At 37.2% G+C, this 14,648-nt stretch carries 9 protein-coding genes and 2 pseudogenes; all 11 read left to right on the forward strand.

Annotation, left to right across the window (positions count from 1 at the left end):
* The first annotated feature begins 36 nt into the window (after nucleotides 1-36).
* The 11 genes and pseudogenes from purD (at nucleotide 37) to gatA (ending at nucleotide 14,647) form a co-directional block, all read left to right on the forward strand.
* A complete protein-coding gene (purD, locus tag ASO14_RS01970; RefSeq protein ID WP_068450760.1) occupies nucleotides 37-1,302 on the forward strand; it encodes a phosphoribosylamine--glycine ligase in 1,266 nt (421 codons plus the stop codon).
* A gap of 309 nt (nucleotides 1,303-1,611) precedes the next feature.
* Complete coding sequence (locus ASO14_RS01975) at nucleotides 1,612-3,342, forward strand: adenine deaminase C-terminal domain-containing protein (RefSeq protein ID WP_068450762.1); 1,731 nt, start codon at nucleotides 1,612-1,614, stop codon at nucleotides 3,340-3,342.
* 126 nt (nucleotides 3,343-3,468) lie between these two features.
* Nucleotides 3,469-3,789 (forward strand): YerC/YecD family TrpR-related protein, encoded by a 321-nt coding sequence (locus tag ASO14_RS01980; protein WP_068450765.1) that lies wholly within the window; start codon nucleotides 3,469-3,471, stop codon nucleotides 3,787-3,789.
* A gap of 172 nt (nucleotides 3,790-3,961) precedes the next feature.
* Nucleotides 3,962-4,651, forward strand: coding sequence for a heptaprenylglyceryl phosphate synthase (locus ASO14_RS01985; protein ID WP_068450768.1), 690 nt, complete (start codon nucleotides 3,962-3,964; stop codon nucleotides 4,649-4,651).
* 35 nt (nucleotides 4,652-4,686) lie between these two features.
* A pseudogene (gene pcrA / locus ASO14_RS01990) lies at nucleotides 4,687-6,528 on the forward strand (DNA helicase PcrA); the annotation flags it as partial.
* Between the two features lie 626 nt (nucleotides 6,529-7,154).
* Nucleotides 7,155-8,933 (forward strand): reverse transcriptase domain-containing protein, encoded by a 1,779-nt coding sequence (locus tag ASO14_RS01995; protein ID WP_068450771.1) that lies wholly within the window; start codon nucleotides 7,155-7,157, stop codon nucleotides 8,931-8,933.
* Nucleotides 8,934-9,036: 103 nt separating this feature from the next.
* Nucleotides 9,037-9,474 (forward strand): annotated as a pseudogene (locus ASO14_RS02000) (ATP-dependent DNA helicase PcrA); the annotation flags it as partial.
* A 24-nt stretch (nucleotides 9,475-9,498) separates the two neighbouring features.
* Entirely contained in the window at nucleotides 9,499-11,502 is a 2,004-nt protein-coding gene (gene ligA, locus ASO14_RS02005) for an NAD-dependent DNA ligase LigA (protein WP_068450777.1), read from the forward strand.
* Between the two features lie 18 nt (nucleotides 11,503-11,520).
* The gene (locus tag ASO14_RS02010) at nucleotides 11,521-12,663 is read left to right on the forward strand and encodes a CamS family sex pheromone protein (protein ID WP_335339056.1); all 1,143 of its coding nucleotides are present in this window, start codon (nucleotides 11,521-11,523) and stop codon (nucleotides 12,661-12,663) included.
* Nucleotides 12,664-12,867: 204 nt separating this feature from the next.
* Nucleotides 12,868-13,161, forward strand: a complete 294-nt coding sequence (gene gatC / locus ASO14_RS02015) for an Asp-tRNA(Asn)/Glu-tRNA(Gln) amidotransferase subunit GatC (protein WP_068450780.1) — start codon at nucleotides 12,868-12,870, stop codon at nucleotides 13,159-13,161.
* 25 nt (nucleotides 13,162-13,186) lie between these two features.
* Nucleotides 13,187-14,647 (forward strand): Asp-tRNA(Asn)/Glu-tRNA(Gln) amidotransferase subunit GatA, encoded by a 1,461-nt coding sequence (gene gatA / locus ASO14_RS02020; RefSeq protein WP_068450784.1) that lies wholly within the window; start codon nucleotides 13,187-13,189, stop codon nucleotides 14,645-14,647.
* The last annotated feature ends 1 nt before the right edge of the window (nucleotide 14,648 follow it).

The following is a 14,648-nucleotide window of genomic DNA, read 5'->3' on the forward strand; positions in this document are numbered from 1 at the left end:
GGATAGTCCCTATTTTTAACAGGAGGAATAAGGAGTATGAAAGTTCTTGTAATTGGTAGTGGCGGTCGTGAACACGCGATTGTCAAACAGTTTAAAAAAGCACCATCTGTTGAGCAAGTTTTTGTCGCACCAGGAAATGACGGAATGAAAGAAGATGCAACCATTGTGCCAATCGCACAGTCTTCTTTTGATGAGTTAATTAATTTTGCGATTACGGAAGGAATCGGTTTAACATTTGTTGGACCTGAGCAGCCTTTAACTGAAGGAATTGTCGACGCATTTGAAGAAGCAGGTCTTCGTGCATTCGGTCCTCGTAAAAATGCAGCACAATTAGAAGGTAGTAAATCCTTTGCGAAAGATTTAATGAAGAAATATGAAATTCCAACAGCAGCATATGAAACATTCTCACAAGTAGATGAAGCTGTTGCTTACATTCGCGCACAAGGTGCACCAATTGTGATTAAAGCAGATGGTTTAGCAGCAGGTAAAGGTGTTATTGTTGCGATGACGGAACAAGAAGCCATTGAAGCAGTAGAAGATATGATTGGCAACCAACGTTTTGGTGATTCATCTTCTCGTGTTGTTATTGAGGAATTTTTAGATGGTGAAGAATTCTCGTTCATGTCATTCGTTCATGCAGGACAAATCTATCCAATGGCGATTGCACAAGATCATAAACGAGCATATGACGGCGACAAAGGACCGAATACAGGCGGTATGGGTGCTTATTCACCCGTTCCACAAATTCCGCAGTCAATTGTTGATGAAGCATTTGAGACGATTGTGAAGCCAACTGTTGCAGCAATGGATGCAGAAGGTACACCATTCACAGGTATTTTATATGCAGGATTAATTTTAACGAAGAATGGGCCAAAAGTGATTGAGTTTAATGCACGCTTTGGTGATCCAGAAGCACAAGTTGTATTACAACGTATGGCTTCTGATTTCGGCTTATTTATGGATGCACTTCTTGCGGGTGTTCCATTTGATTTACAATGGTCGGATGAATCAGTTCTAGGTGTTGTCATTGCTTCAGAAGGTTATCCGCAATCTGTTGAAAATGGACATGCACTGCCGAACTTAACGGAGTTAGCGAAGACACATAATATCTTCCATGCAGGAACAAAAGCAGCAGGAGAAGGTTTTGTCGGAAACGGTGGTCGTGTCTTATTAGTAACATCGACAGGCAGAAACTTAAAAGAAGCACAAGAAAAAGTATATGCAGGATTAGCACAGAAAGATTGGCAACATTTCTTCTTTAGAAAAGATATCGGTTGGCGAACTTTTTCAGCTGTAAAATAAATAATCTAAATAAAGGCAGAGGATGACTTCATCTTCTACCTTTATTTTTTCACTTGTTAAATCTAAAGTGTATAGTTATGTAAATATTTTTATAACTTAAAGGTTAATGATAGCGTTTTCATAGACGAAGTTATAAAATAGAATATGCATAAAATAGAAAATTGATTCGAAATTCAACAAAAGTTTGTACATTCTAAATTAAGCTTGTTCCATGAACGACGAGTGTGATAGCATATTATCACTCATGCGTTGTATTCATTAATCATCATAAATTAATGCAACAGACTTATAGGAGGAGATGTTTAAGGTATGAAGCACATAAATTGGAAAATACATGACATACGCGAACAAGTCGCAGTCATTGATGGAAAGAAATCTCCTTCAATGGTGATTACGAATGCTCGCTATTTGCACAGTATTTATAAAGATTGGGTAGAGGGAAATATTTGGATTTTAGGAGAGCGTATTGTATATGCAGGGCCTAAAATGCCACCGAAGATGGAAGGCACAGAAATCGTGGATGCAGCAGGTAAAACAGTTGTACCGGGTTACATTGAGCCACATGTTCATCCATATCAACTCTATAACCCATTAACATTAGCAAACTATGCAGGACAGACAGGAACAACGACATTCCTTTCAGATAATTTAACATTATTTTTATCATTAAAAAATGAAGAAGCATTTCGTATTATGGATGCATTAAAAGAACGACCATTCCACTTCTATTGGTGGATGCGTTACGATTCACAAACAGAATTGCTACGAGAACACAATCTCTTTACATCAGCTTCATTAATGGAATGGGGAGAGCGTCAAGATGTATTGATGGGCGGCGAATTAACAGCTTGGCCACGATTACTAGCAGGAGATGACCAGTTATTGTATTGGCTGCAAGGTACGCGTGCGCATCATAAAAAGATTGAAACACATCTACCAGGTGCTTCTTCACGTACATTAGCTCGTCTAAAATTATTCGGTGCAGATGGTGACCATGAAGCGATGACAGTAGAAGAAGTAGAAGAACGTATTCTACACGGCTATGCGGTAACATTACGTTATTCATCGATTCGTCCAGACCTTCCTGATTTATTAAAGGGAATTGTGGAACGAAAACTGAAAATCTTTGATCATTTAATGATGACAACAGATGGTGCAACACCGAGCTTCTACGAAAAGGGCCTGATGGATCAATGTATCCAAGTAGCACTCGATGCAGGTGTAGAGCCAATTGATGCATATCAAATGGCATCTTACAATATTGCGAACTACTATGATGTGACACATTCACATGGTCTAATTGCGACAGGTCGCTTTGCTACATTAAATATTTTAGAAGATGAATACCATCCAACACCAACAGATGTATTATCAAAAGGTGTATGGCTGAAGCGCTCAAATGAACGCGTTCATACAATGGAAGATATTGATTGGGGCGATTTTAATAAGTTTTCAATGCCAGTTGAATTGACAGATGACGACTTCCAATTCTCAATGCCATTTGGAATTGAGATGGTGAACGATGTCATTACGAAGTTGTATAGCACGAACTTGCATACTAATGAAGGTACATTAAGTTACGACCATGATGAATGTTATTTAATGCTTGTTGACCGAGAAGGTAAATGGCGTGTAAATACACTTATTAAAGGTTTTGCTAGCTCATTACAAGGCTTTGCGACGTCGTACTCTTGTACGGGCGATATTATTTTAATTGGTAAAGATATTCATGCGATGCACCAAGCTTTCAACGAAATGAAAAAAATGGGTGGCGGAATCGTCTTAATTGATGATCATAAAGTGCTAGCTTCTATCCCACTAACAATGGGTGGATATGTGTCAAAACAACCAGTTGAAGAAATTATTGAACAAGAAAAAGCACTAAAAGAAGCGTTAAAAGAGCGTGGTTTCCATCATGGCGATGCCATCTATACATTATTATTTTTACAATCAACACACTTACCATATATTCGCGTAACGCAGCGTGGTATTTTCGATGTATTGAAAAAACGCGTACTCTTCCCATCTGTAATGCGCTAAAATACTTTAACGATTTACAGAATAAAAGTGTTAATACTTTTTTCTAATCAATTCTGGTGATAAAATAGAATTGTAAAGAGAACGATGCAATTATAGAATAGAAGTGGAAGGGGGCCCTCGTTTACGATGCAAATTGAAAAAATTAAGGGTCATCAAACAGACCAATTATTTAAAGCTGTATTAGAACTAAAAGATTTAGACGAGTGCTATAAGTTTTTTGATGATTTATGCACAATGAGTGAGATTCAATCACTTGCGCAACGTTTTGAAGTAGCGCACTTATTACGATTGAAAAAAACATATGAAACAATCAAAAACGAAACAGGTGCATCTACAGCAACAATTTCACGCGTACGTCGTTGTTTCGATTACGGAAATGATACGTATGATGAGATGCTTGGACGTTTATATCCAGATGAACAACCATTTGACGCATCTCGTAAATAGGCTTTCAGCTTAAAAAGAACAGAAAATGTTAAAACAACATGAAGATGTGTTTTGACAAGACAAAATGAGAAATCGCAGTTTCGAGCGATTTCTCATTTTTATTGAATCCCTTCATTTTCATGTGAGTTTTAGTATACTAATGATAAGAATAGAGAGAATGGGTGGTAAGAGTATGGAATTTAAAAGTTGGCAGCATGTTTTTAAGTTAGATCCTGCGAAAGAAATTTCGGATGAACATTTAGAGAAAATTTGTGAATCAGGTACGGACGGCATCTTAGTAGGTGGTTCAGATGATGTGACAGAGGATGGTGTACTGGACTTACTCGCGCGTGTACGTCGTTATTCAGTACCTGTTATCTTAGAAGTTTCTACAATTGAATCGGTCACACCAGGTTACGATTATTTCTTCATCCCAACGGTATTGAATAGTACAAAAACAGAGTGGGTGAAAGATTTACATCATGAGGCTATTAAAGAGTTTGGTGAGCTGATGAACTGGGATGAACTTGTTGCTGAGGGCTATGTTATTTTGAATCCAGACTGTAAAGCAGCAACCTTAACAACTGCAAAAACAGACTTATCACTCGAAGATGTTGTAGCCTATGCACGTATGGCAGAACATTATTTTAAATTACCAATTCTTTATTTAGAATATAGCGGTATGTATGGCTCAGAAGAAGTAGTAGAAGCTGTATCCCACGAATTAGAACAGACACAACTGTTTTATGGTGGTGGCATTTCGGAGCCAGAACAAGCACAAAAGATGGCGCAATACGCGGATACAGTCGTTGTAGGGAATATTATTTATACAGATTTAAAAAAGGCTTTAAAAACTGTTAAAGCTGTAAAAGGTACGATATAATTTAAGAACAAATGTTTGTAGAAGGATGGTGCATGATGAATCAACTAACAAAAAATTTATTAAAAGGTATGAACGAACAACAAGCTGAAGCTGTTCAAGCTACAGAAGGACCTTTACTAATCATGGCGGGAGCAGGTTCTGGTAAGACGCGTGTATTAACACATCGTATTGCTTACTTGGTAATTGAAAAAATGATTAAACCGTCAAATATTTTAGCCATCACATTTACGAATAAGGCAGCACGTGAAATGCGCGAACGAATTGATGGTATTTTAGGTAACGGTACAGGCGATCGCATGTGGGTTTCGACATTCCACTCGATGTGTGTACGTATTTTACGTCGTGATATCGACCGAATTGGTTATAATAAAAACTTTTCGATTTTAGATACAACAGATCAGCTTTCTGTTATTAAAAATGCATTAAAAGAATTGAATATGGACCCGAAACAACATGAGCCACGTTCCCTTTTAAATGCGATTAGCTCAGCAAAGAATGAAGGCATTACATCAAGTGATTTTTCACAACAAGCTGACGCAAATAATCCATACGACCAAGCTGTAGCGAAAGTATATGAAAACTATCAACATCGTCTACGCAAAAATCAATCACTGGATTTCGATGATTTAATTATGATGACCATTCGATTATTTAAAGAAGTACCAGATGTGCTTGAGTATTATCAACAACGCTTCCAATACATCCACGTAGACGAATATCAAGATACGAACCATACACAATATACGTTGGTTAAGTTACTAGCAAGACAACATGAAAATATTTGTGTGGTAGGAGACTCAGACCAATCGATTTATCGTTGGCGCGGAGCTGATATTCAAAATATCCTATCATTCGAAAAAGACTACCCAACTGCTAGAACAATTATGTTAGAACAAAATTATCGTTCAACTAAAACGATTTTAAAAGCAGCAAATGATGTGATTCAAAATAATACAAGCCGCATAAAAAAAGAGTTACGAACTGATAATGAAGAGGGCGAAAAAATTGCGGTGTTCCGCGCATATGATGAAAAAGCAGAAGCGCAGTTCGTTGTCAAAACGATTCAAGAGCAAATGCTTATGAATAATCGTAAGCCAGAGGATTTTGCGATTCTTTATCGTACGAATGCACAATCACGTGTTATGGAAGAAATGCTTGTAAAATCAAATATGAGCTATACGATTGTTGGCGGTACAAAATTCTATGATCGTAAAGAGATTAAAGATTTACTAGCTTATTTACGTCTTATTGCAAATAATGATGATGACTTATCATTAGCGCGTATTATTAATGAGCCAAAGCGTGGTATTGGTGCGACATCATTTGACCGTATTGCAGTGAATGCATTAGAAGCGGACCGTTCGATTTTCGATGCACTAGCAGAAGTCGACTTTATGGGACTATCAGGGAAGGCGACAAATGCTGCGATTCACTTCCACTCAATGATTCAAAATCTAACGCAAATGCAAGAATATATGTCTGTCACAGAATTAGTTGAAGAAATTTTAGAGCGCTCGGGTTATCGCGAGATGTTAAAGAATGATAAGACGATTGAAGCACAAAGCCGTTTAGAGAACATCAGTGAATTTTTATCGGTAACACAAGCATTTGAACAACAAAGTGAAGATAAATCACTAGTTGCATTCCTAACAGACCTTGCATTAATTGCAGATATTGATTCACTTGGTAAGGAAGAAGAACAACAAGGAACAGGTGTCATCTTAATGACGATGCACTCAGCTAAAGGTCTAGAGTTCCCAGTAGTTTTCATTATCGGTATGGAAGAGAATGTCTTCCCACACTCACGTTCATTACAAGATGACGATGAGATGGAAGAGGAAAGACGCTTGGCTTATGGTATGAAACGTTTGTCAGAAATCGCGTAAATCGTGAAGGATTGGCAGGGTTAGTAAAAATTTTACTAGCAACAACTGATATTATGACACCACGGCGGAGAACCCAAATAATCTCCGTGACTAGATGGAAGCTAATACTCCCACATGCAATACTGGTAACAGATTGTGTGAAGTTGGGTGAAGACGCATTAAGTAGCCCTAACAGGTCAAGCTGAGGAAAGGTTAAACATACTGTGAACATGGTGCGGGCTGGGAACTGTATATGGTTAGGATTTAGATAGCTAATGACGAACCACTGAATGTACGTCTCGTAGAGCGGGCGATAGAAATATTGTCTAATTAACTATATTCCAAAAGGTTTATCGTATGGAATTCTGATGGATAGAACTAACGGGTTGTTCTACTGGAAAGATATAGTCGGGATAAAGGTGGAACCTAAGTACAGTTATACACCTAATAATATCGGAACGTTTGAGACCCCTAACGTTTAGTAATTGCTTGGGGATTGCAAATTGCATGAAAGAGCATGAATAGGGGAGTCAGTAGGGGCATAGTACTGCAGAAGCTTCTGTAATGGAAGTGGAGGGAAGGCCCCAAGTCTAACATCAATAGTAATCGCTATCCCATGTGGAAAGAAGGCGATGAATATGAAGGTCAAAGACAAGGATATTTGGCGATATGGTATTAATGATGTCGAACAAATATTATTTGATAAAGCATTAACTAAAACACGATTTAACCACTTGTGGCAATATGTCATTGATGAAAGAAATATTATTTGTTCAATTAAAATTATAGGTAGTAATAAAGGCAAGAAAACAGCAGGTCCAGATGGTATAACCTTTAATGACATTATGAAATTAGATATTGAAGATGTTATAAAGGAAATCAAAAATCGATTATTTGGTTCAAAACGAGGTAAAGCAAGGCATGTAATGATACCGAAAAGCAATGGAAAAATGCGATCTTTAGGCATAACCAATTTATATGATAGGATTGCACAACAATGTGTTAAAAATATCCTTGAACCTATTCTTGAAGCACAATTTAATCCTGAAAGTTTTGGATTTAGGAAAAATCGTAATGCTCAAGAGTGTATGTCCTATATCGCAACTACTTTACAATATAATAATGAAGGTCATATATACGATTGCGACTTGAAAGAATACTTTGATACTGTAAAAATTGATAAAGTACTTGATAAGTTAAAGTTAAACCACAATATACATGACTTAGCATTTCTAAAATGTATAAAGCGATTAATGTGGATTGACCTGATACAACCAAAAGAAAAATATAATGGAGTTGGATTAAGACAAGGAACAATTTTAGGACCAATACTCGCCAACGTTATGTTTCATGATTTTGAGCTTCGCCTTCATAAAATAAATGATTTTGAGCGAGAAAATGGTCGTCAAATTATCCAAAACCCCAATATTCATAAAAACCATGGTAAAAATTACAAACGTGGACGTGAATTTTACTTTAATTGGTTGAAACATCGTAGAGTAGTAAAAATTATTCGATACGCAGATGACTTTGTATTAATTAGCAAAGGGAAATATGATATATACGATGCAATAATGATGCTAGAAGATTGGTGTAAAGAAAACGAATTAGAAATAAATCGTGATAAAACAAAGTTAATACCAATTCATGGTGATGCACAACTGAAGTTCTTAGGATATAAATATCGAAAAACATACAGTACCAAACAAAATTCATTTATCATTTCGGTAAAAGACCAAAAGAAACTTTGGAGAGAAACTAAACTTAGGCTTGAATGGTGTTTATGGAAAGGCAATTTGGATTACTTCATCGTATATATAAGAGGAATATTTAATTATTACAATATCTGTACGAATTTAACATGGCTAATAAGTAGAATACATTTATTGCTTATAAAAAAGATGTGTAGAAGTCGACAAAAAGTACAAATTGATAAAGTTCGAAATCCTCATGTTAGCTTTATCATAAATGGACAACTACTTAATCTGTGGGAAATGAGACAACATAGTGTGAAAAGTACAGCAGATTATATGTATGAAGTACACAAACTATGGGAACCGAATCAAACGAGATATAAGGCACTTGAATGGTTGGACTATTTCTTTGAAAATCGAACAAAAACAGGGAAAAATAGTAGTAACATTATTTATATCCCAAGTCTCTTGAATCAACAAAAGAAAGATCCGATTTTAGATAAAGAATATCTATATATGGATCCACAAGAAATTCATATACATCATAAAATACCGTTAAGTCTAGGTGGTACGGATAATTATAGTAATCTCATAATGTTGAGTAAAACATCGCATAAATTCGTACATGATGTGAATTTGAAGTTAAAAGATTTACCTGCCTATATTAATTTAAAACAATTGAACAAATATAGAAAATTATGTGGTTATGAAGTATTAAAATAATGCGAATTTGACTATTGATGATTAGATGGAGCGCCGTGTGCGGGGAAACTCGCAAGCACGGTGTGGGGTGGGGGAAAACCTGGAGATCATATCAAAGGGTTACCTATCACCATTCGGCATTACAAGAGCGGAGCAGCAGTTAATTATTACATGTGCGCAAACACGTACTTTATTCGGACGTAGTAGCTTTAATAGTCCATCTCGCTTTATTCAAGAGATTGATTCTGCAATTTTAGAAGAAATTGCTTCTACAAGTTTCGGTTATCAAGCAACTTCAAGAGAGCCACGTCGTCAATCATCTGGCTATCGCAAGCCAATGAATACAGGAACAAAATTAAAAACAACAACGAATTATAAAGAATCTGGTGGCGATAAAGTAACATGGGCTGCTGGAGATAAGGCATCACACAAAAAATGGGGTATTGGTACAGTAGTAAGTGTAAAAGGTGAGGGTGAAGGAATGGAACTCGATATTGCCTTCCCAAGTCCAACAGGCATCAAGCGTTTACTTGCGAAATTTGCACCAATTGAAAAAGTATAGTCTGAAATAGATGGAGGAAAAAGAATGGACAGAAAAGAACTGGAACAGAAAGTCGCAGAATATAATCGGTTATTACATGAATACGGACATGCCTATTATGTATTAGACCAACCGACTGTACCTGATCATGTATATGACAAGATGTTGCATGAATTACTTGCGATTGAACAAGAATATCCGGATTTGATTTATCCAGATTCTCCAACCCAACGTGTCGGTGGCGAGATTTTAAAAGGATTTAATAAAGTAGAACATCGTTATCCGATGCTTAGTCTAGGGAATGCGTTCAGTGAAGCCGATTTAAAAAGCTTTGATGAGCGTGTTCGCCAATCGATTGGCGATAATTTCTCTTATGTATGTGAATTAAAAATAGATGGTTTAGCCATCTCACTAATGTATGACAATGGTCTATTTGTTCGCGGTGCAACACGTGGAAATGGTTCTGTAGGGGAAGATATTACAGAGAATTTAAAAACAGTGCATTCGATTCCTCTTCGCTTAAAAGAACCAGTGACGATTGAAGTGCGCGGCGAATGTTATATGCCGAAGAAGTCATTCACCAATTTAAATAAAGTACGTGCAGAGCAGGGGGAAGAATTATTCGCGAACCCACGTAATGCAGCTGCGGGTTCTTTACGCCAGCTTGACCCGAAAATTGCAGCAAAGCGTAATCTTTCAACATTCATCTATGCTATTGGCGGTAGTGGTGAAGATTATGGTCTCGCAAGTCACAGTGATGCACTAGATTATTTAGATCAACTTGGCTTCACTACGAACCACGAACGTAAAAAATGCCAAACAATTGAAGAAGTATTTGCATACATTCAAGAATGGACAGAAAAAAGACCAAACTTAATTTATGAAATTGATGGGATTGTAGTAAAGGTAGATCGCTATGACCAGCAACAAGAGCTTGGGAATACAGTGAAAGCACCGCGTTGGTCAATCGCTTACAAATTCCCCGCTGAAGAAGTCATGACGAAAGTTTTGGATATTGACTTAACAGTTGGACGTACAGGTGTTGTTACACCAACTGCGATTTTAGAACCTGTTCAAGTTGCTGGAACAACTGTCCAGCGTGCAACGCTACATAATGAAAACATCATTCGCGAAAAAGATATTCGTATTGGTGATGCGGTCATTATTCGTAAAGCTGGTGATATTATTCCAGAAGTAAAACAAGTATTATTCGACCAACGACCTGAAGGACTAGAGCCTTTTACAATGCCGACGCACTGCCCAGCTTGTGGCAGTGAATTAGTACGTATTGATGATGAAGTTGCGCTCCGTTGTGTAAATCCAAGTTGTTTTGCACAAGTCGCAGAGGGATTATCGCACTTCGTTTCACGTAACGCGATGAATATTGAGGGTATCGGTGAACGTGTAGTTAGTCAGCTACTACGCGAAGGACTTGTGAAAGATGTTTCAGACTTATATACATTAAATAAAGAAGAATTAATTGCCCTTGAACGAATGGGTGAAAAATCTGCACAAAATTTATTGGATGCAATTGAAGCTTCCAAGAAAAATTCACTGGAACGATTATTATTTGGTTTAGGAATTCGTCACGTAGGTGCAAAAGCAGCACGCCTATTAGCAGAGGAATTTGAATCGATTGATGCATTAATGGATGCGACAGTGGAGCAGTTGACAGAAATATTTGAGATTGGCGATAAGATGGCTGATTCCATTGTCATGTATTTTGAAAAAGAAGAAGTTCGTGAATTAATCGAACGTTTACGCCAATTAGGCGTCAATGTATATTATACTGGTAAGAAAATCAATACCGAAGAAATTGATAGTGTATTTAATGGAAAGACGATTGTATTAACAGGTAAGCTTTCACAATTAAATCGCTCAGAAGCGCAAAAGAAAATTGAAGAGCTTGGCGGCAAAGTGACAGGGAGTGTGAGTAAGAAAACAGACCTTGTCATTGCAGGTGAAGATGCGGGCTCTAAATTAACAAAAGCTGAACAACTCGGAATTGAAGTGTGGAATGAGGAACGTCTCATAGAAGAATTATCTTAAATGAAGGAGTTTTAGGAAATGATGAAAAAACGCCGCTTAATTCCTGCGATACTAGCTGCTGCTTTATTAGCTGGATGTACAAGTCCTCTTTCAAAAGAAGAGAAGAAAGTTGTAACACAAGACAAAGATGATAGTCAATCAACGATTGTGCCGAATACGGTTACAGAAGGTAAATATTATCGTACATTATTACCTTATAAAGAAAGTGCAAGTCGTGGTCTCATTGTATCGAATATCTATTCAAACTATGATATTCAAGAAGCAGAACAAGGATTAACACGTATCTCGCGTAATGTATATGACCCAGACGAATACTTCTTCCAAGAAGGACAATATTTAGATAAAGAAACCGTACAATCGTGGTTGGCGCGTAGAAATCAATCAGCTGAAGGTCTAAATCCAAGCGATAAAGGTATGAGTCCAACAGAGCGTGCAAAAAAAGCTCCTGTTTACTTAGCACACATTATCGAACAAGATTATTTAAAACAATCGGGTTCGAATAAAGTGAAATTAGCAGGTATTTCAATTGGTTTAGCGTTAAATTCAGTTTACTACTATCAAAAGGAAGATTATGGCGCAACGTATGATGAGCCGATTCCAGATGCTACATTAAATGCAGAAGGCAAAAAAATTGCTGAAAAAGTTGTAAAGCGTCTACGTGGTATGGACGGTTTAGCGAATGTACCAATTACGATTGGACTGTATAAACAATCTGCACGCGGAGATATTGTACCAGGAACGTACATTGCCTATGCAGAAGTAGGCGAAGGTAAGTCAACAATTAGCGATTGGAAAAATGTTAGCGAAAAGTATTTACAGTTCCCAATGTCAAACCCTGAAGATAAGTACCGTGAAGTAAATGACAACTTCATCGCATTCAAAGAGAAAATTGATTCGTACTTTACAAACTCAGCGAATATCATTGGTACAGGTTACTATACACAAGATCGTATGCAGAGTTTAAAAATCAAAATTCCAATTAAGTTTTATGGTTCTTCAGAAATTACAGGTTTTACACAATATGCAGCTTCTGAAGTCGTGAAACAATTCCCGAAAGATTTAAAAGTAGAAGTAAGTATTACGTCTGTAAATGGACCAGAGGCATTGATTGTGAAAAAGAGTGGCGAATCCGAAACATTTGTCCATCTTTATAACGAATAAAAAAACGTAAGTGATGTGACATCCATCACTTACGTTTTTTCATGTACTAAAACCGATGTTAAGCTGTGAACAAACTCAAAACTTTTAGAAAACCCTTTATTTTCAAGATGTTACGAGCGCTTTACTACATAAAAGTACCTTGCTTACTGTATGAAAGAAATGATATTATCATAGGTATGGTTATCGAATTTGGAGGTGTAATAAATGGCAAAACTTTCAGTAGAAGAAGTGAAACACGTAGCAAAATTGGCTCGTCTTGCAATCACTGAGGAAGAAGCGGAAAAATTCGCAAGTCAACTCGCTGCAATTACTGATTTTGCGGCACAATTGAACGAATTAGATACAACGAATGTAGAACCAACAACGCATGTTCTACCGCTTGTAAACGTACTTCGTGAAGATGTGGCAGCAGAAGGTTTATCACGTGATCTGATGATGAAAAACGTCAAGGAACAACAAGATGGACTAGTTAAAGTACCACCAATTATGTCTGAATAAATTAATTGAAGGAGGAACAATACGGATGTCATTGTTTAAACATACATCTGCTGAGATGCAAGAACTTCTAAAAAACAAAGAAGTAACAATTGCAGACTTAACAGCAGAAGCATTTGCTCGTATCGATGCACTTGATGGCGAAGTAGGTGCGTTTTTAGCACTAAACAAAGAAGCAGCTACTGCACAAGCAGCTGAGATGGACAAAGTACCTTTCGAAGAACGTGGACCACTATTTGGTTTACCAATCGGTGTAAAGGACAACATTGTAACTGAAGGACTTGAAACAACTTGTGCTTCAAAAATTTTAGAAGGATTCAACCCAATTTATGATGCAACAGTCGTACAAAAATTACGTGATGCAGGCATGATTACAGTTGGTAAAGTTAACATGGATGAATTTGCGATGGGTTCTGCAAATGAAAACTCAAGCATCAAACCTGTTCACAATCCTTGGAATTTCAATCATGTACCTGGTGGTTCTTCAGGTGGTTCAGCAGCAGCAGTAGCAGCAGGCGAAGTACCATTCACATTAGGTTCTGATACAGGCGGTTCAATCCGTCAACCAGCAGCATATTGTGGTGTAGTAGGTATGAAACCTACATATGGTCGCGTATCTCGTTACGGTTTAGTAGCGTTTGCATCTTCTTTAGATCAAATTGGACCAATTACACGTAACGTACGTGATAACGCATTATTATTAGAAGCGATTTCAGGTGTTGATGCAAATGACTCAACTTCTGCAAACGTAGAAGTACCAGATTTCGCTGCACAATTAACAGGCGATATTAAAGGTCTTAAAGTAGCTGTACCAAAAGAATATTTAGGTGAAGGTGTTTCTGCTGGTGTGAAAGCACAAGTACAAGCAGCGATCGACAAGTTAAAAGAACTTGGCGCTACTGTAGATGAAGTATCACTTCCACATTCTAAATATGCTTTAGCAGCTTACTATATCCTTTCTTCTTCTGAAGCTTCATCTAACTTATCTCGTTTTGACGGTATCCGTTACGGTTTCCGTGCAGAAGCAGATAACTTAGAAGATTTATACTTACAAACACGTGCGCAAGGTTTTGGTGATGAAGTAAAACGCCGTATTATGTTAGGAACTTACTCATTATCAGCTGGTACGTACGATGCTTATTATAAAAAAGCACAACAAGTTCGTACATTAATCAAACAAGACTTTGATGAAGTATTCAAATCGTATGATGTCATTGTTGGACCTACAACACCAACAACTGCATTCAAACTAGGCGAAAATATCGAAGATCCAATGACGGTTTATGCGAATGATATTTTAACGGTTCCAATTAACTTAGCAGGTGTTCCAGCTATCTCAATTCCATGTGGTTTTGACGGTGACCTTCCTGTTGGTTTACAAATCATTGGTAACTATTTCGAAGAAGGAACTGTTTACCGTGTTGCAGATGCATTCGAACGCGTAACAGACTTCCATACAAAAACACCTCAAACTTGGGAGGTAAAATAAC

Origin of the sequence: Kurthia sp. 11kri321 (genome assembly GCF_001534765.1) — a bacterium.
Taxonomy (GTDB): Bacteria; Bacillota; Bacilli; order Bacillales_A; family Planococcaceae; genus Kurthia; species Kurthia gibsonii.

Excerpts from the sequence above, each read along its gene's own strand:
- ASO14_RS01975 (WP_068450762.1), top strand. The coding sequence starts at position 1,612 with ATGAAGCACATAAATTGGAAAATACATGACATACGCGAACAAGTCGCA.
- gatC (WP_068450780.1), top strand. The coding sequence starts at position 12,868 with ATGGCAAAACTTTCAGTAGAAGAAGTGAAACACGTAGCAAAATTGGCT.
- purD (WP_068450760.1), top strand. The coding sequence starts at position 37 with ATGAAAGTTCTTGTAATTGGTAGTGGCGGTCGTGAACACGCGATTGTC.
- ASO14_RS01995 (WP_068450771.1), top strand. The coding sequence starts at position 7,155 with ATGAAGGTCAAAGACAAGGATATTTGGCGATATGGTATTAATGATGTC.
- ASO14_RS01980 (WP_068450765.1), top strand. The coding sequence starts at position 3,469 with ATGCAAATTGAAAAAATTAAGGGTCATCAAACAGACCAATTATTTAAA.
- gatA (WP_068450784.1), top strand. The coding sequence starts at position 13,187 with ATGTCATTGTTTAAACATACATCTGCTGAGATGCAAGAACTTCTAAAA.
- ASO14_RS01985 (WP_068450768.1), top strand. The coding sequence starts at position 3,962 with ATGGAATTTAAAAGTTGGCAGCATGTTTTTAAGTTAGATCCTGCGAAA.
- ligA (WP_068450777.1), top strand. The coding sequence starts at position 9,499 with ATGGACAGAAAAGAACTGGAACAGAAAGTCGCAGAATATAATCGGTTA.
- ASO14_RS02010 (WP_335339056.1), top strand. The coding sequence starts at position 11,521 with ATGATGAAAAAACGCCGCTTAATTCCTGCGATACTAGCTGCTGCTTTA.